Annotated in this window: 21 protein-coding genes and 2 riboswitches; of the genes, 4 read left to right on the top strand and 17 right to left on the bottom strand. The window is 42.8% G+C overall.

Features of this window, described 5'->3' with window-relative positions; genetic code table 11:
* Positions 1-366 (top strand): cytochrome aa3 quinol oxidase subunit IV, encoded by a 366-nt coding sequence (gene qoxD, locus MUO15_RS15140; RefSeq protein ID WP_245030412.1) that lies wholly within the window; start codon positions 1-3, stop codon positions 364-366.
* A gap of 81 nt (positions 367-447) precedes the next feature.
* Positions 448-669 (top strand): hypothetical protein, encoded by a 222-nt coding sequence (locus tag MUO15_RS15135; protein ID WP_245030410.1) that lies wholly within the window; start codon positions 448-450, stop codon positions 667-669.
* 53 nt (positions 670-722) lie between these two features.
* On the opposite strand, the gene MUO15_RS15130 is transcribed toward MUO15_RS15135, so the two are convergent.
* Positions 723-995, bottom strand: coding sequence for a spore morphogenesis/germination protein YwcE (locus tag MUO15_RS15130; RefSeq protein ID WP_245030408.1), 273 nt, complete (start codon positions 993-995; stop codon positions 723-725).
* Between the two features lie 306 nt (positions 996-1301).
* Here MUO15_RS15130 and MUO15_RS15125 point away from each other — a divergent pair, with 306 nt between their 5' ends.
* Positions 1302-2108 (top strand): alpha/beta fold hydrolase, encoded by an 807-nt coding sequence (locus MUO15_RS15125; RefSeq protein ID WP_245030406.1) that lies wholly within the window; start codon positions 1302-1304, stop codon positions 2106-2108.
* Here the strand turns inward: MUO15_RS15125 and MUO15_RS15120 are convergent.
* The 11 genes from MUO15_RS15120 to ku form a co-directional block, all read right to left on the bottom strand.
* Complete coding sequence (locus tag MUO15_RS15120) at positions 2098-2361, bottom strand: hypothetical protein (RefSeq protein WP_245030404.1); 264 nt, start codon at positions 2359-2361, stop codon at positions 2098-2100. The genes MUO15_RS15125 and MUO15_RS15120 overlap by 11 nt on opposite strands.
* Before the next feature lie 13 nt (positions 2362-2374).
* On the bottom strand, positions 2375-2992 hold the full coding sequence (gene thiE, locus MUO15_RS15115; protein ID WP_245030402.1) for a thiamine phosphate synthase: 618 nt from the start codon (positions 2990-2992) through the stop codon (positions 2375-2377).
* On the bottom strand, positions 2989-3765 hold the full coding sequence (gene thiM / locus MUO15_RS15110) for a hydroxyethylthiazole kinase (protein WP_245030400.1): 777 nt from the start codon (positions 3763-3765) through the stop codon (positions 2989-2991). The genes thiE and thiM overlap by 4 nt, the downstream gene beginning before the upstream one ends.
* Complete coding sequence (gene thiD / locus MUO15_RS15105) at positions 3756-4568, bottom strand: bifunctional hydroxymethylpyrimidine kinase/phosphomethylpyrimidine kinase (protein ID WP_245030398.1); 813 nt, start codon at positions 4566-4568, stop codon at positions 3756-3758. Before thiD ends, thiM begins: the two co-directional genes overlap by 10 nt.
* Positions 4565-5254, bottom strand: a complete 690-nt coding sequence (gene tenA, locus MUO15_RS15100; protein ID WP_245030396.1) for a thiaminase II — start codon at positions 5252-5254, stop codon at positions 4565-4567. The genes thiD and tenA overlap by 4 nt, the downstream gene beginning before the upstream one ends.
* Positions 5255-5294: 40 nt before the next feature.
* Positions 5295-5398, bottom strand: a riboswitch (TPP riboswitch).
* Positions 5399-5403: 5 nt separating this feature from the next.
* Positions 5404-5898: an energy coupling factor transporter S component ThiW gene (thiW, locus tag MUO15_RS15095; RefSeq protein ID WP_245030394.1), complete on the bottom strand. Its 495-nt coding sequence runs from the start codon at positions 5896-5898 to the stop codon at positions 5404-5406.
* Positions 5899-6021: 123 nt separating this feature from the next.
* Positions 6022-6133, bottom strand: a riboswitch (TPP riboswitch).
* A gap of 56 nt (positions 6134-6189) precedes the next feature.
* Positions 6190-7875 carry a PucR family transcriptional regulator gene (locus MUO15_RS15090; protein ID WP_245030392.1) on the bottom strand — a complete coding sequence of 562 codons (1686 nt, stop codon included), beginning with the start codon at positions 7873-7875 and terminating at the stop codon, positions 6190-6192.
* An 18-nt stretch (positions 7876-7893) separates the two neighbouring features.
* Positions 7894-8862, bottom strand: a complete 969-nt coding sequence (locus MUO15_RS15085; protein WP_245030390.1) for a pyridoxal-phosphate dependent enzyme — start codon at positions 8860-8862, stop codon at positions 7894-7896.
* Between the two features lie 103 nt (positions 8863-8965).
* Positions 8966-9559: a Fic/DOC family protein gene (locus tag MUO15_RS15080; RefSeq protein ID WP_245030388.1), complete on the bottom strand. Its 594-nt coding sequence runs from the start codon at positions 9557-9559 to the stop codon at positions 8966-8968.
* Entirely contained in the window at positions 9552-9731 is a 180-nt protein-coding gene (locus MUO15_RS15075) for a hypothetical protein (protein WP_245030386.1), read from the bottom strand. The genes MUO15_RS15080 and MUO15_RS15075 overlap by 8 nt, the downstream gene beginning before the upstream one ends.
* A gap of 97 nt (positions 9732-9828) precedes the next feature.
* On the bottom strand, positions 9829-10683 hold the full coding sequence (gene ku, locus MUO15_RS15070; RefSeq protein ID WP_245030384.1) for a non-homologous end joining protein Ku: 855 nt from the start codon (positions 10681-10683) through the stop codon (positions 9829-9831).
* 132 nt (positions 10684-10815) lie between these two features.
* Between ku and ligD the strand changes: the two genes are divergently transcribed.
* Positions 10816-12588 (top strand): DNA ligase D, encoded by a 1773-nt coding sequence (gene ligD / locus MUO15_RS15065; protein WP_245030382.1) that lies wholly within the window; start codon positions 10816-10818, stop codon positions 12586-12588.
* 112 nt (positions 12589-12700) lie between these two features.
* On the opposite strand, the gene MUO15_RS15060 is transcribed toward ligD, so the two are convergent.
* The 5 genes from MUO15_RS15060 to MUO15_RS15040 all read right to left on the bottom strand — a co-directional run bounded on the left by MUO15_RS15060 (position 12701) and on the right by MUO15_RS15040 (position 18600).
* Entirely contained in the window at positions 12701-14257 is a 1557-nt protein-coding gene (locus MUO15_RS15060; RefSeq protein ID WP_245030380.1) for a long-chain-fatty-acid--CoA ligase, read from the bottom strand.
* Between the two features lie 125 nt (positions 14258-14382).
* A complete protein-coding gene (locus tag MUO15_RS15055; protein ID WP_245030377.1) occupies positions 14383-15150 on the bottom strand; it encodes a 3-hydroxyacyl-CoA dehydrogenase in 768 nt (255 codons plus the stop codon).
* A gap of 2 nt (positions 15151-15152) precedes the next feature.
* Complete coding sequence (locus tag MUO15_RS15050) at positions 15153-16307, bottom strand: thiolase family protein (RefSeq protein ID WP_245030375.1); 1155 nt, start codon at positions 16305-16307, stop codon at positions 15153-15155.
* Positions 16308-16331: 24 nt separating this feature from the next.
* A complete protein-coding gene (locus MUO15_RS15045; RefSeq protein WP_245030373.1) occupies positions 16332-17480 on the bottom strand; it encodes an acyl-CoA dehydrogenase family protein in 1149 nt (382 codons plus the stop codon).
* A 382-nt stretch (positions 17481-17862) separates the two neighbouring features.
* Positions 17863-18600 carry a Cof-type HAD-IIB family hydrolase gene (locus tag MUO15_RS15040; protein WP_245030371.1) on the bottom strand — a complete coding sequence of 246 codons (738 nt, stop codon included), beginning with the start codon at positions 18598-18600 and terminating at the stop codon, positions 17863-17865.
* Positions 18601-18606 lie beyond the last annotated feature (6 nt).

The following is an 18606-nucleotide window of genomic DNA, read 5'->3' as shown; positions in this document are numbered from 1 at the left end:
ATGGCAGAACATACAAAACGTATTCCTGTTCAACACATTGTTGGCTTCGTCTTGTCTATTGCCTTAACGCTGCTTGCCGTTTGGGCTGCACTTGGATCCAATTTGTCAACGACTTGGATCATCGTTTCGATCATGGTTCTAGCAGTCATTCAGGCTGGAATCCAGTTGTTCATGTTCATGCATATGACTGAATCCGAAAGCCGCAGCGGTCATGTACCATGGAACATGATGTTTCACGGTTTTGTTCTGGCGGCTATCGTAGTCGCTGGTTCTCTATTTACAATGTCGTTTGGCCATGACCATAATGGCGGTGAGCATCATCAACAAGAGCAACTAGAACAGCATGAGCAACATAGCGGCCATTAAAATATGTATTGGCAGATGCTAACACAGAAATTATTCAATCTTAGGAAAAACACTTTAAAATTCTCCAGGGTGGTGTAGGGTTTGGAAAAAAATAAAGAACTATACGGCGGATACGGCCATGAGCCTGGTGGATTGCCTTGGAAGAATATAATTAGCTTTGTTCTTTGCATCATATTGGCATCTTTTACACTTTGGGGAGCACTTTATTCGGATTATACGTTTAAGACTCTGCTATTCGTCATATCAGTCATTGCTTTTTTACAAGCATTGCTGCAGTTATTTTATGTTCAAGCTCGGCAATAGAGCACAGAACAAAAAGCCTCCTTTCCTGAAAATGGAAAGGAGGCTTTTATTTTTTACTGATAGCTCGCCTGATATTTTGCATGTGAATTGGCAACGTGTATTACAAACATGATCCAAGCTATTTCAGAAACAACGAGGCTCAAATAGAACATGACCCATGGAATAGAAAAGGCTGCAGGAGCTACTATGAACATCGCCTCAAAGAAATACAGCCACATCCCCACGAGCAAAATCGTTTGAACAATAGCAAGCTTCGTCTTTTTCAAATGAATAAACACAAATGGGGCAACCGTTGCAATTAATAGAAACATTAGCACAATACCCATTGAATCCATCTCCTTATTTAAATGATTCCTTGTAAGCGTATTCTTATTATAATAATTGTAACAGAATATCCTCATAAATGACACATAAACTTCCTAATTTTCTCTTGATTTTTTGTAAATTTAATTTTAAGAGAGAATGGGCTATGAACATCCTCTAGATAAGTGCTTTTAAGTGAACTTTTTAAAAATTAGAAGGGATTTAAGATGAAAGAATGGAATGGGTTTAGAGGTGATCCCACTGCTCTAGAAGATAAAACTTTTAATTGAAACATAGTAATAAGTAAATAAAACAGGGAGGCGATCGTAATGTCATCTATACATCTTGATGATGGTACAGAGCTGTATTATGAGGATGTTGGAGAAGGAAAGCCAATATTATTCCTTCATGGAGTTTGGATGAGTAGCCGTTTTTTTCAAAAGCAACTTCCCTACTTTCGTGAAAGTTATCGGGTGATAACTTTAGACCTGCGGGGGCACGGTCGATCCTCACATGTGAGTTTTGGGCATACAGTAGCCACTTACGCTCGGGATGTAAAGCAATTCGTTGATAAGCTTAAACTCAAGGATATAACTCTTTTAGGCTGGTCAATGGGCGCCTTTGTAATTTGGGAATACCTTCATCAATTTGGGCAAAAAAATATCAAAGCGACGGTTATCGTTGATGAATTGGCATCTGATTTTAAATGGGATGACTTCGATATTGGTGCATTTGACCTTCCTGCATTAACTGGCATGATGCGTGATATCCAAACAGATCAAAGAGGATTATTATCTGGGTTTATCCCCTTAATGTTTAAGGATGACATACCTAAACAAGAGATGGAGTGGATGCTCGAGGAAACAACGCGGCTTCCCGCTTCGATTGCAAGTGCAATTCTATTTGACCAATCAATAATCGACTGCCGGCCATACCTATCATCGATTACGGTACCTACTTTACTTTGCTTCGGCAAAGCTGAGAAACTTATTCCCGTCGCTGCAGGGGAACATTTGCACAAAGAAATTGCAAATTCCCGCTTAGAACTTTTTGAAAATAGCTGCCACTGCCCCTTTTTAGAAGAGCCCGAGCGGTTTAACAATATAGTAGATTCATTTATTCAAACTATTGACTGAAGAATGATGAAAGTAGAAGGAGCCAGGGGCTAAATTTTTGCTCCTGGCTCCTTTTACTTTTATCGGCGCTCACTTTACTTTTATCGGCGCTCACTTTACTTTTATCGGCGCTCACTTTACTTTTATCGGCGCTCACTTTACTTTTATCGGCGCTCACTTTACTTTTATCGGCGCTCACTTTACTTTTATCGGCGCTCACTTTACTTTTATCGGCGCTCACTTTACTTTTATCGGCGCTGGCCGCCGATAACACGGCGGCCTAGCGCCTAGAGTTGCTCCACTACACTGCGGACATCATCAGCATGCGTCACCGCCGATATGACAGATACCCCATCAGCACCCGCTACCAACACAGAGCGAGAATTCTGGGCCGTAATCCCGCCAATTCCAACGAGTGGCATATCGGGAAACATCGCTTTCACACTCGTAATCCACTCCACGCCAACAGGCGCCTTGGCATCCACCTTCGTCGATGTCCCGAATACTGGACCCGCTCCCAAATAATCTACTACATCTATTGCACTATTCCTAACCTCAGCTTCACTAGAAACCGATAATCCTATAATCTTATTAGGAAAAGTCGAACGTAAATCCTCAACGTCCATATCGTCTTGCCCGACATGAATACCATCCGCTTCTAATGGTTCCACCAAAACGCTATCATCATTTACAATAAACAACACATGATGCTTCCGGCAAAGCTGGCGTAACTTCAAACCAAGTTCGAGCTTTTCCTCTCCCTCAAGCGCATTCGGCCCTTTTTCACGAAATTGAAAGGCCGTGATTCCACCTGCAATCGCCTCTTCTAGAATCGCAACAGAATCACGCTGGCAATTTTGACTGCCCATAATGAGGTATTTCCTTAGTCTCTCCTGTAGATTCATGAAGAAGATCCCTCTAATTGTGATAGATCCATAGCTAGCGCATCGATAAAATGAGCGGCAAACGTACCTGGACCATTTACCTCAGGTTGAGAGGCAGCCTGCTCTGCGGCTAGCCCATAAAACTTAACGGCTGTATAAGCTTGTTTCAGAGGTGTACCTGTCGTTGACAAGCAGGCTGTCAAGATCGATCCGAGTAAGCAACCAGCCCCAGTCACTTGCGACAGCCAGGCATGACCTGTTTGATTGCTGATCATCTCTTCCCCGTCTGAAATCACATCCACTTTACCCGTCACAATAGCTAGCGTGTCAAATTTATTAGCAACTTTCCGAGTGATCTCATCGGCATTGTCTGTATCGACGGAATCGACGCCTTTTGTTTCCAAAGACATCCCTACAAGATGGGCTAGCTCGCCTGCATTTCCTTTAATGGCTGTAGGCTGCACTTCTGCAGCGATCCGCTGAAAAGCTTTCGTACGAAGTGTTGTTGCCGCCACACCAACAGGGTCTATCACGACAGGAATCCCCTTCTCGTTTGCTGCCTTCCCAGCTATAATCATTGATTGAACCTGCGCCTCTGCTAACGTACCGATATTTATCAACACACCATCTGACAATTTCGCTATCTCTGCTGCATCTTCCTTAGCCATCGCCATAATCGGTGAGCCACCAAAGGCCAACAATCCATTGGCACTAAAGTTCATGACAACTTGGTTCGTTAAGTTGTGAATTAGCGGCTGTTTCTCTCTCACTTCGGAAATAATATCTAAAACCATTTGTTAAAAACCTCCTCACGTGTTGCAAAGTGATTAGTCGGACCACTTCCATTGCCGAGATTGAATGAGTGGCGAATGGCTTCGGTTACAAAATACTTTGCTTGCTTGACTGCTTCTACCAAAGGCAACCCTTGACTTAAGTAGGCCGTTATCGCTGCTGAATACGTACATCCAGTTCCATGGGTATTTTTTGTATCAATTCGTTCACTTGTAAAGGTATGAATCTCAGATCCGTCATATAAAAAGTCGACCGCTTCTCCCTTCATATGACCACCTTTTACTAAGGCAGCACCAGCACCAAATCTCGTAACCATTTGCTGTGCTGCTTCTTTCATATCCTCACTGCTCTCCATCGATTCCCCTAAAATATCCTCTGCCTCAGGGATATTCGGTGTCACAAGCGAAGTTAGCGGCAGTAAATTCTCACGGAGCCATACGCGGGACTCCTCTTCAATCAGAGGATCACCGCTTTGGGCAACCATGACAGGGTCCATCACGTAAGGTGCTGACACCTGCGGAACCCACTCGGCAACCGCCTTCATCATACTGACGTTTGAGATCATCCCTGTTTTGAAAGCATGGACAGGCATGTCAGAAGAAATCGCCTCAAGCTGATCTTTCAGCATCTCAATGGGAAGATGATGAACACTCTTCACCCCCGTAGTATTTTGAGCAACGATGGAAGTGATTACACTCATCCCGTAGCTTTGTAATTCTTGAAACGTCTTTAAGTCAGCTTGAATACCGGCACCACCACTCGGGTCGGTGCCAGCAATTGTTAACGCACAGGCTGCTTGCTTCATTTCGAACTCACCGCCTCCCCTGTCGGCCATTCTTCACAAGTGTACGCCATTTCCCAGAAATTCAATTCAAGTTGGCAACTCTTTCGAAAGGCATCTTTCATACGACGCAGCTCAACCTCTGACGCTTCTTCGGCGAGCTCATCAAGACGTTCACACATGGCCATTGATAGCGTATCAAAATCCTCATTCGCGTAGAACTCTATCCAAGGATAGAACGTGTGATTCGGTGTCGGCTGATACTTTTTCATCAAGTGGTTGCCAATTTCAACGTACGTCCATGGACATGGAAGCAAAGCGGCCAGAATTTCGCCGAGGCCGCCCATTTGCGCATGATACATCATGTGTTTGACGTAGTGATCAGCTGTCGGCGGCAATGGATAGCCTTGTAGTTCGTCATAACCTGCCCCAATCACATCGCAAAAGTTGTGGTGTGGGTGTGTTTCGCTATTTAATACAAAACCGACTTGTTCACTAAAATAACCCATGTCGCGGCGTTCGGTTGACTTCGAAATCGCGACACCATACACGTGCATAAAAGCGTTTAAGTATTCATAATCGGCTTTAATGTAGTGGGCTAAGGCTTGTTCTGGAACCTCACCTTTCCCGATTCCCTCAACAAAGGGGTGGTTAAAAATTGCTTCAAATAACTCATTATTTTCTTTTCTAACTATTTCGGTAAATGTCATAAATTTTGCCTCCTTAATTTTAAAAAAGAAGCTACTAAGAGGTTTTGTGAGGCTACTTCCCTTTCGCTGGTATTACCCAGATCAGGTTCCAAGGGACTAAGGAAGAATCCTTATCTCAGCGCACTCGCGCCCCTAGTAGTTTCCGAAAGTCATAGATTTGGTTGTGGGATAGCGTTCGATTGACGCAATCTAGATACGACAAACAAGCCAAGTAAAGCACCGGTTGTACTGCTTATAAGAAATGATGGTAAAAAGGCTAAGGCTCCCGCCGAACTGCCCATTAGAACATTTGCATAGGGGACAGAGAACAGCGCACCAATCATGCCAGAACCAATCATTTCGCCTGACGCTGCCATCCAGGGTTTTTTAGACCATTTGTAAAAGTAACCCGCGAGCAGGGCTCCAATCATGCCTCCTGGAAACGCAAGCAATGTACCGAGTCCTAGCAGATTTCGTAGCAAGCCGATCGTAAAAGCGATTCCGACCGCTGGGATCGGCCCAAGCGTGATGGCTGCCATCACATTGACGGCATGCTGAACAGGGTAAGCTTTAGCAATACCGGCCGGAAACCAAAGCAACTGGGACCCAAGCGTTCCAATTGCCACAAATATCGCCATCGTCGTTAATAGTCGAGTACGATTCACGTCGTTTCCTCCTTTCTTTAAATGTAGATCAAGAAACCTTCACACACATTGAGGGAAGCGATTGAACACTAAAAAAGCCAGATCCTAGAGTGGACCTGGCTTCGAATGGATAAAGTCATAAGACATTTCGTCTGACTACTTCCCTCCGCTGGTGTTAACCAGATCAGGTTCATAAGAGTCGGAAAGCTTACTTGCTTTCCTCTCAGCCCACACTCGGGCCCCCCTAGTAGTTTTACTAACTATTCACTTGGTTGATTTCATCATAACAAAGCATTTTTCGTTTGTCACTGTTCACTCTTCCACTTTTTTCAACATCCATAACCTAACACTAAGCTCAAGCAAAAACAAGTCGTCGGCATTTAACAGTGATAATCCCGTTAATTGCTCAATGTTACGTAATCTATGAAGTAAGGACTGACGATGCAAAGTCAAGGCCCTCGCTGTTTGACTCACATTACTGTTATATTTGTTATAAACAATAAACGTCTGAATGAGATCGGTCTGCCGCTTCTGATCATATTCAATTAAAGGCTGCAGTGTATCTTTCACAATGCTCTCAATTTCTTTTTCATGGGAAAGAGCCATAAGAAGCCTGTTCATTCGGGTATCACTAAAAAAGGTGCGGTTTCCTTCCTCGTGCTGTTGTTTTCCAATATTTAAAGCAGTTACAGCTTCATCGTAGCTTTGGTGGAAAGAAAGAATTCCTCTTTTATGAAAAGATATTCCCCAGGAAATATTTATTCCAGCAAGTAATTCGTTTAATCTCCGTTCAATGAGATCGAGAAATTGATTACTTGTCTCGACATACGGATGGCTATCTGCTTCCAAGTAGACGATCACTTCTCCGTCCTCAAATGTTGCCATCGTTCGCCGTTTCAGAACCTCACCGGCGTGGGTGACCTCTTTTTGAATATAATAATTGCGGCTGTGCATTGATGAGGACTGTACTTTGTGATCTGTTGACCCGATAAGGTTATCTACCTTTTTCTTGAAGCGGATGGAACCGACAAGGCAAATGTATGGAAGGGTTAAGTCATAGCCTAACAATTGGGCTTTTGACAGCATTTGTTTATCTAAGTTGATATCATTCTTGGCTAGGTCTAATAGGAAATGATCTCTAAGCCGGATTTCTGTCATTTCAATGGCATCTTCTTTTACAAAATATAGAGCACAAGCGGTTAGCGCATGCTCTAGAATGTTTAGGACAGGCCATGTTAGTTCTTCATCACCTTTTGGTTGAAATAGAAGGTAGCCTTGCTTTTTATGATTAGACAGAATAGTAAGTTGATAGCAGTATTGCACACCAATCTTATATTCTTCAATGTAATGATAGAGAGGGTGATCACGAAATGGAGTATCCTCTGCCGGAATCAGTTCGTAATCCCCTTCAGTCACGCCGTTCAAGACATCGATCATTTTCTGGTCAAAGTCATAATTAGCACGCACAATTTTATTGTGGTCACTGATCGCGACAGGAATCCTTGAATGTTGATAAAGAATGGTCATGATTTCTTGCAAGCCTTTTCCATTTAGTACACAATTTATTAACTCTTGTCTGATTCCTTCGGCATGCCTTTGTTCGACTTCTTTCTCTTTGCTAATTTCAATTAATACATCCTGCAAAATATCTCCGAAGCGGACGTCCCATGGAATTTCGATGATGATAAAGTTCTCGTCGAAGGCAAGCTGCTGGATGCGATCAGGAATTTTGAAAATGTGCCGTCCTGTAGCAAAAGCAAGGGCAGATGCCCCTGATTGCATAACATCCTTGACATAAGTTTCTAAACAATTAGGGTCATCCCCGCAACCAACCCCTGTACTGAGCACAAACTCGTTTTTTCGAACAAAATTCTCTACAGGTGTTTCAATGACTGAAATCCATTCTACATAATTGGTTTCTACACTCTCTTGCCCAACATGGACTTTTGCCGACTTCATTACAGGTAATTGCAAGACATCCTTCACAGTTATTCCCATCCATCACACCCCGCAAGCTTATCTAGTTTCAAGCAACTCACGCACCGTTTCATGGTCTACATTATTACCACTGACAATCACCACAATTGTACGCTCTTTCCCCTTCTTTTTTAGAAGCAGCTGCCCAACCCCTGCACCTGCTGCACCTTCTATCACCATTTTATGATGCTCAATCATAAACAATACCCCTTCTGATATTGCCTTTTCAGAGAGAAGAAGACTTTCATCCATATACTGCTGTGTTAATGAAAAGGTGTGCTCGTTATTCGGTCCAATCCCACCTAATAAACTGTCTGCTATTGTAGGCGACTCAGCCATTTTTACTGGATATCCTTGTTTAAGACTTTCATGCATTACGGCAGCGTTCTCCATTGTAACGCCAGTGACACGAATAGAAGGCTCAATAGCTTTCAACGTATAGGCAACCCCAGAGAGCAAGCCCCCTCCTGAGAGCGGAACGATCACTTCGTCTATATCAGGACATTGATCCATAACTTCAAGCCCAATCGTTCCCTGGCCTGCAATGATATCAAGGTCATCGAATGGCTTAATCACAGAAACACCCTTTTCCCTTTCCAGTTGATAGCAATAGTCCTCGGCATCATCCTGATTGTCTCCAACGACAATTACTTCTGCTCCGAGCTGCTTTAGCCGATTCACCTTACCATTAGGCACACGGGATGAAATGCATACGATTGAATGAATACCAAGCTGTTTTGCTACATAGGCGACAGCAATTCCATGATTTCCTGTCGAAAATGTGGCTACTCCTTTTTGCTGCTCTTTTAAAGAGAGGGAAAGGATCTTGTTAGCTGCTCCTCTTAGCTTAAAAGCCCCCGTAGGCTGCTCATTTTCAAGTTTCAGATACACGTGATCTCCTGTGTTCTTTGACAATGCTTCCGAGTAAATCAATCGTGTTTGAGCAGCGATTCCAATGATGCGCTGCTTTGCCTTCCAGATACTCCTCAGGGATAGCTTTTCGCTCAAGGTGAAGCCCTCCTCTTATTTATATGTATGTAAACATGGTTCAGATTTTTCAGATAATGTACCATAAAAATAAAGATCATACCATGATGATGGATGATCTCTGTTATTTTTTAATTAAAGAATGGTTTATAACTTTTTGTAAATGGTGCAAATCATTAACTGATTCAATGCTGGCACGAAGTACTTGGTCACGCGGCATCACTGCCCAGTCCAAATTGTATCCTGCTTCCAAAGCCAAACAGCGAATAAACTCTCGCAAGCTTCGTCCATTACCCTCGCGAAAAGGATGAAGCACATTCAATTCAGCCATGAAATAAGTAAGATGCTCAGCTAACTGATTGCCTTCAGGCTGTTCCCAGTCAACTGCCATCAAGTCGGTAAAAATAACGTCAGACGCTTCCGGGATAAATGAGGCTTGAGCAAAGGAGAAGCCGTCTTTAGTAATGTTCTCCGTTCTTAACTCCCCGGCAAATGGATACAAATCTTTAAAAATATATTCATGTATTTTTTGCAGATGCCGCAAATCAAATTCCCCCAGTATAGGGGATTCTTGCAATTCGGACAAACGTTTTGTTGCTAACATCATTTCCATACTTTCGAGCTGGCGGTCATCCATAATATCATAATGATTAATTAAGATAGATGTCCCTACATAACAATAACGGGAGGATCCACTCCCATACCTTGAGTTAGGCATGGCGAGATAATTCCAGAGCCCGCTTTAGAAATTCGTTGTGTGAGATTCTACCAGTTAAACATTTCTTCACTAAGTTTTCCTGCGCTTGATTTAAGCTTAAGCCTTCAATAGCCATGGAAGCTTTAGCGGAGTGCATCAAATGTTCTGCTTTTTCTTCGGAACGAACGCCCATTCAAACACCCTCTGACTTTTGTGATTCTATAAATAATTATACTACATTACGATGTTAAAATACAGCTAAACGTTCGACAAAACTGGCTATTACAGGTTTACGAGGTCTTTTTCTTGGAGGTTGATTTCTTCGTCGTCTTCTTTTTAGGTTCTGCCTTTTTAGGCGCAACCTTCTTTTTATTTTTTGACTCATCTAGTGACTTCTCTAATGCTGCCATAAGATCTGTTACATTATCAGGACGCTTTTTATCCTTAGCTGTCGTTACTTCCTCATTATTTCGTTTCGCCTCAATAAGCTCCATTAGGGCTGTTCGATATTCATCATTATATTTTTCCGGCTCAAATTCAGCTGTCAGCTGATCAATTAAGGCTACGGCTGTGTCTACTTCTTTTTTACTTAGTTCGGTTTGCTCAGGAACGTTCGGCACATCCGCAACATTCCTTACCTCATCTGGATAATGAATCGTCTCCATGATCAATGTATCTTGATATAATCTTACGATTGCCAACTGCTCCTTGGAACGGATGATGATTTTGGCAATACCTATTTTTCCTGTGTCCTTGAGGGCTTTTCTGAGGAGACTATAGGCTTTTGTCCCTCCACTGTTTGGAGACATAAAATAGCTCTTCTCAAAATAGATCGGATCGATTTCTTCGAGCTTAACAAAATCAAGGATCTCAACCGATTTGTCCTCTTGTTCCTTCTTTAAATTTTCTAAGTCCTCTGGGTCGAGCACAACAAATTTATTCTTAGCATATTCATAGGCCTTTACTATCTCCTCATTGTTGACTTCTTCTTCACAAACAGGACACCTTTTCTTGTATTCAATGGGGGACTTACATTTTTCATGTAACTGGCGTAATTTAATGTCTTTGTTTTCCGTTGCAGCATGCAATTTAATCGGAATATTTACAAGCCCGAAACTTATCGTTCCCTTCCACATTGTATGCATTTCGTTCGCCTCTTTTCTAGCTTAGCGCCTAGACGCTTGCTCTTTTGCTATTAGCTTTTACTTCGGTGTTGAAAATATGACTAAAAACTAATCACTTGCTTAAAATAATGGGTAGAAAAGAAGGTGAGAGATATGGATAAACCAATGCTTCCAACATTGTCTGAGGATTTACCGGAGGGTGACGAATGGATATATGAAGTGAAATATGACGGTTATCGGGCTTTTCTTAAATGGACCGAAAAAGGGATCAAGCTTATAAGTAGAAACGGACAGGATTTATCTGATCGATTTCCAGAGCTCATTGAAGCGGAACAAGAAGCCGCTTCACCAGATCAATTTCCACTTGTTCTTGATGGGGAGATCGTTATTCTTAATACCCCCTATCAAGCAAACTTCCCTCTTTTACAGAAAAGAGGCCGCATGAGTAACAAAACAACCATTCAACACCGTGCCGAACAGCGGCCAGCTACATTCATGGCTTTCGACCTTCTAGAACATGGTGGAATTTTAACTTCTTCTGCGTACACCAAACGAAAACAACAGCTAAAAAAAATCATCGACACCATTGATTTCCTAAGAATTCAATTTGTAGAGACCTTTGATGATGCAGCCGTGATTCGCCAACTTCTTCATCTCCATTTAGGTGAAGGAATTGTTGCGAAACAAAAGAAGAGCCCATACCAAATTGGACGTACGAGACAATGGCTAAAGCATAAACAATGGCGCACAGTATCAGGTTTTTTAACCTCATTTGACCCCCAAAACGAATATTACAAGGTGGAAATCTGGCATGAGGGTAAACGGGTCCCATTAGGCATCTTTAAGCATGGATTAAAACCAGACCAAGCGAAGACGCTACAGAACTTTTTCAAAGAAAAGGGGACGAACTGGAACCTTGCTCCCAGTGTTTGTGCAGCGATCCATTGTCTAATGGCGAAAGATGGTGAAATGCGTGAGCCGCTATTTGATCGGTTCCGCTTTGATTTAGAGCCTGGTGATTGTACAGTTGCTAATCGGGACTGGGATCTGCTTTTGTTTCCTAGCAACGTAGAGATTACTCACCCGGATAAAATCTTATGGCCTGACATGCAGTTTAGCAAGCGTGATTACCTTATGTATATCAGGGCTGTTGCACCCTATATGATTCCGTTTATAAAAGGGAAAAAGCTGACATTAATCCGCTATCCTCATGGAGTCGGGGATAAATCCTTTTTTCAAAAACACCGCTCTGACCATGCACCTGACTATGTAGAAAGCTGGGAGGAAGAAGACGAAACCTTCATGATAAGTAATGGTCTCTCAAGCCTGGTTTGGCTAAGCAATCAAGGAGCACTTGAATTTCATATACCCTTCCAAAAGGCCGGTGCAAATAATCCAGATGAGATTGTCTTTGACCTTGATCCGCCTGATCGTGAAGAGTTTTATCTTGCTGTTACAGCTGCACAACTATTGAAACATTTACTTGACAAGCTTGAGGTGCATTGCTTTGTTAAAACCTCTGGCAACAAAGGCATGCAGATCCATATTCCAATTCAAGAAGGAAGCATGACATATGATGAAACAAGAGGGTTTACGAAGAGTTTAGTCGACCTGCTTATAAAGGAAAGCCCAGACCTGTTTACAATTGAACGATTAAAGAAGAAGCGAGGGCAACGGCTTTATCTTGATTATATTCAGCATGCTGAGGGCAAAACTATTGTTTCACCTTACTCGGCGCGGGCCAATTCGAAAGGAACGGTAGCTGCCCCTGTCTTTTGGAATGAAGTTACCGAGCATTTAAACCCCGAAAACTTCACTATTAAAAATGTTGTAAAGCGAGTCCAGGAATTTGGCTGCCCTTTTCAACAATATGACCGAGTGCGGAGCATACAACCAATTGATGTAATGAAGCAATTGGGAGGGTAAGCGAAGTACTGAACTATAAGGTGGAAACTTACGATGAAGGCGGGGTTTCTACTATGGCACGTCTATAGGTAATAATAGTGCCTCGAGATGTGACCTCGAGGCACTACTTTTTCTATTCTGTGACGCTTTCCGCTTGTTCCCTTAGCTTAAACTTCTGCAGTTTTCCGCTTGCATTTCGGGGCAATTCATCTACAAACACATAACGGCGCGGGCGTTTATACCGTGCTAGACGATTGCCTGATATGCAAAATTCTTCGAGTTCATCCTGTTCCAAATCACCTTTTTTCACAACATATGCCACCACTCTCTCGCCCCACATTTCGTCAGGTTCACCGACAACTGCAGCATCAAGTATTGAAGGATGTTCAAACAGGGCATCTTCTACTTCGCGTGAATAGATGTTTTCACCCCCGGAAATGATCATATCTTTTACACGATCGCTCACCCAAAGGTAGCCGTCTTCATCGAAAGACCCAATATCGCCTGAGTGGTACCATCCTTTGTACAGTACTTCCTCAGAATCCTCACGCCGATTGTAATATCCTGGCATCATACTTGGACCTCGGACGATAATTTCCCCGAGTTCGTCTGGTTTGCAAATGTCATCAGGTTCAGCAGGTCCGTCCTCCAGTGTGCGGACAACCCGTACCTCATGGTTTATCAATGCTCGTCCAGCAGATCCAGCTTTCATTAATTGTTCGTCCTCAAGGAGTACAGTGATCGCAGGGCCCATTTCAGTCATACCATACGCTTGGATAAGCTGGACACCTAGGGTTTCATGTAAACGTGTGGTTAATGCTGGAGCCATTGGGGCGCCTCCATAAAGACCTTGCCTAAATGTTTCGAAATCACGTTTGCTAAATTTCTCTTGCAAGATCATATTCCACATCGTAGGGGCCGCAAACAGGGTGGAAATCTGTTCTTCACGGATGGTTTGAATCATTTCTTTGGCATCAAAGTGGTGTAGGATAACGGTTGAGGCCCCCATCATGACTCTTGGGAGAAATGTACAATGGAGTTCAGCACAATGAAACATTGGAGCAACTGTTAACCCGCGATCTTGATTTGTAAGTCTTAATGTCGCGGTAAGGATTAAGGCTTGATCGACCATGTCTCTATGGGTGTGAAGAACACCCTTAGGAGCACCCGTAGTACCAGAGGTGTACATAATAGCATAGTAATCTTCTTCTTCTACTACATAATCTGGGCGAGTTCGATCTACCCCCTCGATGACATCATAATAGTTTCGGGCTAACGCAACGTCCCGCTGTTCATCAATGGTCCAAAAGCCAATATGTGTTCTTTCGTTTGCGATCGCTTTTAGCTGTGGTGCGGTTGCCTTTTCAAACAAAACTATTTTCGGATCAGCATCTTTAATGATAAAACTAATTTCATTTGAGGTAAGGCGAAAGTTGATTGGATTAAAAACGGCGCCGATTTTCATACAGGCAAATAACGTTGTCGCAAATTCTGCCGTATTAAAAAGTACGGTAGAAACCTTATCTCCTTTGTGCACACCGGAATCTGTCAGCGCATTGGCCAGCCTGTTCACCTCCTCATCCCATTCCTGATACGTCCACCTTGTTCCTAACCTTACATCCACTATCCCCTCTTTATTCGGAAATTTTGCTACAGTTTGTTCAAACATACTTTTAAGTGTTGGCCCCATCCTTCTCCACCCCTTTAATATCGTTTGAAAACTAAAACTAATGACTCCCTTTCACAGATCCGCTAAATTACCTACTTTTTCCACCTCAGGTCATCCAAAAAATGGATGACCTGAGGTGGATACGATTAATTTGGCTGCATACGTATGGCTCCGTCGAGGCGAATCACCTCCCCATTTAACATGGGATTATCAATGATGCTATGGACAAGCTTTCCGTATTCACCCGGGTGTCCTAATCTCATGGGAAAAGGTGTGGTTTCACCTAATAATTTCTTAGCTGAATCAGGGAGCGTTTCGAACATAGGTGTGTCAAATAATCCTGGCGCAATTGTCATCACTCGAATCCCATGACGTGCAAGTTCCCTTGAAATAGGGAGAGTTAACCCAACCACCCCACCCTTTGAAGCGCTGTAGGCGGCTTGTCCAACTTGTCCCTCAAAGGCTGCAATTGACGCTGTGTTGATAATAACACCTCGTTCACCATCATCATTAGACCCATTCTCCTTCATTCGCTCGGAGACGAGGCGGATCATATTAAAAGTGCCTATAAGGTTGACCTCTATCACATTCTGAAAAGACGCAAGGCCATGTACGCCTTCTTTATTTAATACTTTCTCACCAATCGCAACACCCGCACAGTTAACAAGTGCCGTCACTTTTCCAAAATGACTTATGGCCTCAGTTAGCATGTTTGAAACTTGTTGTTCAGAAGTAACATCAACTTTATGAAAAAGAGCCTGGCTACCTAACTCCTCAGCTAAGCTTCTCCCCTTTTCTAAATCACGGTCAGCTATAATTGCTCGCCCACCTTTACCTACGATGGTTCTTACAGTTGCTTCGCCAAGTCCAGACGCTCCACCTGTTACAACGGCAACTACATTCCTCACGTCCACTCTCATCCCTCCAATCGTTCAATGATTGTCGCATTGGCCATCCCCATACCTTCACAAACAGCTTGGAGCCCATACCGTCCTCCGGTCCTTTCCAATTCATGCATGAGCGTTGTCATCAGCTTAGTGCCCGTCGCCCCAAGCGGATGCCCTAGTGCAATAGCACCACCGTTTACGTTTAGTTTATCAGGATCAGCTCCTGTCTCTTTCAACCAAAATAGTGGTACAGGGGCAAAAGCTTCATTCACTTCAAATAAATCTATTTCTTCAAGTCTCAGTCCGGCCTTTTGTAAAACTTTCTGAGTAGCCGGTACTGGACCTGTAAGCATAAAGGTCGGATCCGACCCAACAACAGAACGTGCCACAACTCGAAAACGAGGCTTTAAACCAAGAGATTCAGCTTTTTGACGCGACATAAGCAAAACAGCAGAAGCTCCATCACTAATTTGACTGGCATTTCCGGCTGTAATCACTCCATCTCCTTGAAATGCCGGCTTTAAATGCCCAAGACTTTCAGATGATGTCCCAGCACGGGGTCCCTCATCATCCTTCATCGTAATCGGTAGCCCATTCTTATCTTTTACTTCTAATGGCACGATTTCTCTTTCAAAACGCGCTTCTTCAATTGCTGTTAATGCCTTTTCATGGCTTTTCACTGCAAACTCATCCAGTTCCTGCTTGCTTAATTTCCAGTGCTCAGCAATCCGTTCTGCAGATAAACCCTGGTTAATGATTTCATATTGGCTCGTAAGCTTCTTACTATACTCAGATCCTTTCATATTTGAAAACATTGGAACACGAGACATCGATTCTACTCCACCTGCAATGACGACATCCATATCTCCACTTGCAATTGCTTGTGATGCAAAGTGAACAGCTTGCTGGCTTGATCCACACTGGCGATCAATAGTGACACCAGGAACCTCTTTTGGAAACCCGGAAATAAGTGAAGCAACTCTTGCTACATCACCTGCTTGCTCACCGACTTGTGATACACAGCCGGCAATAACATCCTCCACTTCTGCCGGATCAAGATTGACTCGACAGACCAATTCTTTCAATACTTTTGCAAATAACTCGTCAGGCCTTATATCACTAAGAAACCCATTCCTCCTGCCGACTGGTGTCCTAACTGCTTCTACGATCACAACTTCATTCATGATACGTTCCTCCATATATTCGATTTATAAAAGACCCATCTTTTTCGCGATAATTGATTTCATTATTTCATTTGAGCCGGCATAGATAGCCGTAACGGGAGCGTCCCTAAACCTTCTCGCAATCTCATACTCTTCCATATAACCGTAACCCCCATGCAATTGCATACACGCAGCTGCAACCTTTTTAACAAGATCCGTAATCCACCACTTCGCCATCGATACTTCTTTTACGACATCCTCTCCATTCATATGTGCTTCGATGGTACGATCTAGAAAGGTTTGTCCAATTTCTACCTCTGTTTGCAGCTCGGCTAATGTAAACTGGGTATTTTGAAAAGAAGCTATAGATCTCCCAAATGCTTGACGCTGTTTGACATAGTCAACCGTTAGCTCAAGCATCCGTTCACTTGCGGCAATTCCTCCAATGGCAACAATTAGACGCTCTTGCTGCAACTTTTCCATAAGGTAATAAAACCCCTTGTTGTGGTCACCGAGCAAATTCTCTTTTGGTACCTTTGCCTCGTCAAAAATAAGTTCAGCGGTGTCCTGGCTGTGTAAGCCAACCTTATTTAACTTCTTACCACGCGAAAATCCCTCCGTATCATTCTCAACAACCAGCAAACTGATTCCCTTATGCGGTGTGCTTGCTTTCTTATCTGTTTTACAAACCAAGATTGTAAGATCCGCGTGAATTCCATTTGTAATAAACGTTTTTTCACCGTTTACAACATAGTAGTCCTCTTGCAGCTTCGCGGTGGTACGTATATTTGCCAAGTCAGACCCCGTGCCTGGTTCAGTCATGGCAATCGCTGTTATAATTTCACCTGACGCACACTTCGGCAGCCATCTTTGTTTTTGTTCCTCTGTGCCATACTCCGCTAAATAAGGGACTACAATATCGTTATGGAGGCCAATACCAATCAAACCTGTTCCGACTTTTTCAAGTTCTTCATTAATGACCACTGAATAACCGAAATCAGCCTCAAGCCCACCATATTTTTCTTCGAGCCATGGGCAAAGGTAACCCAGCTGTCCAAGTTTCTTCCAAAATGAACGCGGAATACTTCCTTGTTTTTCCCATTCATCAAAATAGGGGTAGGCCTCTTTTGCTAAAAACTTGCGTAAGGATTCACGTAATATCTTATGCTCTTCCTTTAAGTAAGGTTTTTCCATGAGATATCCCCCTCAAATCAACAGAATATTCGGAATTAAATTTACAAAAAAATATTCTCTATCTTTACTATTCTTCTAAAACTTTGCTTTTCCTGCTGTATAGGGAATCTAATTTTTCAATCATTGATTTTTCATCTAAAAAGAGTTTGAGTAGAAGGGGAAACCTGCGTGCTCCATTAAGAAAATAAAAAATAGGCATCGTTATTCATAGTGAGTAACGATGCTTCTTATTGTACTAAAGGGAGCAAGGATGCTTTTCTTTTTCTAGCTGGACTACATAGATATCTTTACATTTCTTATAACAGGGAGGAGACTTTGGGATAGGGTTAGTTTAGTTTATGATGGGAAAGCGTAAATATGCCTACAATCCCTCTTCCTAGCACTACAAAACTCGGTCTATCGCGTGAGCAACACCGTCATTTTCATTTGTTTGTGTCACCCAGTTCGCCTCTTCTTTAAGGATTTCTTGAGCATTCCCCATCGCTACTCCAAATCCAGCTTCACGAATCATGGCAAGATCATTCATGCTATCCCCAACTGCCATTACTTGGCTCATCTTCAAGCCTAACTTACCACATACCTTTAACAGCGCAGCTGCTTTATTTACACCAACAGGATTAATTTCAATATTTGTGGGACTAGAATTGGTGATCTCAAAGGCGTCATTGTTATTTAGTTCATCCAATATAACTTGACGCACCTCATCATCCTCAACGTCATAGCCAAACTTCAACCAATCATAATCAACGATTTCCTTTTCAAAAGGCTCCTGGCTGCTAAATTGACCTTGTACAGTTGATGTCCAAAAGTGGATACCATGTCCATTTGTGATCTCCCATAATCGTTCAACATGCTTAGGGGCAAGAAGATTTTGTTCAACAAGCTTAAAGTCTTCATCATAAATTTCACCACCATTAATCGTCACAATATAAGATGAACGACCAAGTGACTTTGCAATATCTTTACAGGTAGCTAAGGAGCGCCCCGTACTTAATACAACGTGCACCCCCTGATCCTTTGCCTGTTGAATAGCTTCACGATTTCTCTTTGATACCCTATGTTCAGGGTTTAGCAATGTGCCATCCATATCTAACGCAATAAGTTTAATGTCTTCTGCCATCGTTTG

It is taken from the genome of Halobacillus amylolyticus (assembly GCF_022921115.1).
Lineage (GTDB): Bacteria > Bacillota > Bacilli > Bacillales > Halobacillaceae > Halobacillus_A > Halobacillus_A amylolyticus.
This window is presented reverse-complemented; position numbering and strand designations above follow the sequence as displayed.

What these genes read in the sequence shown, in the direction of transcription:
- qoxD (WP_245030412.1), top strand. Translation starts at nt 1, where the DNA reads ATGGCAGAACATACAAAACGTATTCCTGTTCAACACATTGTTGGCTTC.
- MUO15_RS15130 (WP_245030408.1), bottom strand. Translation starts at nt 995, where the DNA reads ATGGGTATTGTGCTAATGTTTCTATTAATTGCAACGGTTGCCCCATTT.
- MUO15_RS15125 (WP_245030406.1), top strand. Translation starts at nt 1,302, where the DNA reads ATGTCATCTATACATCTTGATGATGGTACAGAGCTGTATTATGAGGAT.
- thiE (WP_245030402.1), bottom strand. Translation starts at nt 2,992, where the DNA reads ATGAATCTACAGGAGAGACTAAGGAAATACCTCATTATGGGCAGTCAA.
- thiM (WP_245030400.1), bottom strand. Translation starts at nt 3,765, where the DNA reads ATGGTTTTAGATATTATTTCCGAAGTGAGAGAGAAACAGCCGCTAATT.
- thiD (WP_245030398.1), bottom strand. Translation starts at nt 4,568, where the DNA reads ATGAAGCAAGCAGCCTGTGCGTTAACAATTGCTGGCACCGACCCGAGT.
- tenA (WP_245030396.1), bottom strand. Translation starts at nt 5,254, where the DNA reads ATGACATTTACCGAAATAGTTAGAAAAGAAAATAATGAGTTATTTGAA.
- MUO15_RS15090 (WP_245030392.1), bottom strand. Translation starts at nt 7,875, where the DNA reads ATGGGAATAACTGTGAAGGATGTCTTGCAATTACCTGTAATGAAGTCG.
- MUO15_RS15080 (WP_245030388.1), bottom strand. Translation starts at nt 9,559, where the DNA reads ATGCCTAACTCAAGGTATGGGAGTGGATCCTCCCGTTATTGTTATGTA.
- MUO15_RS15075 (WP_245030386.1), bottom strand. Translation starts at nt 9,731, where the DNA reads ATGGGCGTTCGTTCCGAAGAAAAAGCAGAACATTTGATGCACTCCGCT.
- ku (WP_245030384.1), bottom strand. Translation starts at nt 10,683, where the DNA reads ATGCATACAATGTGGAAGGGAACGATAAGTTTCGGGCTTGTAAATATT.
- ligD (WP_245030382.1), top strand. Translation starts at nt 10,816, where the DNA reads ATGGATAAACCAATGCTTCCAACATTGTCTGAGGATTTACCGGAGGGT.
- MUO15_RS15060 (WP_245030380.1), bottom strand. Translation starts at nt 14,257, where the DNA reads ATGGGGCCAACACTTAAAAGTATGTTTGAACAAACTGTAGCAAAATTT.
- MUO15_RS15050 (WP_245030375.1), bottom strand. Translation starts at nt 16,307, where the DNA reads ATGAATGAAGTTGTGATCGTAGAAGCAGTTAGGACACCAGTCGGCAGG.
- MUO15_RS15045 (WP_245030373.1), bottom strand. Translation starts at nt 17,480, where the DNA reads ATGGAAAAACCTTACTTAAAGGAAGAGCATAAGATATTACGTGAATCC.
- MUO15_RS15040 (WP_245030371.1), bottom strand. Translation starts at nt 18,600, where the DNA reads ATGGCAGAAGACATTAAACTTATTGCGTTAGATATGGATGGCACATTG.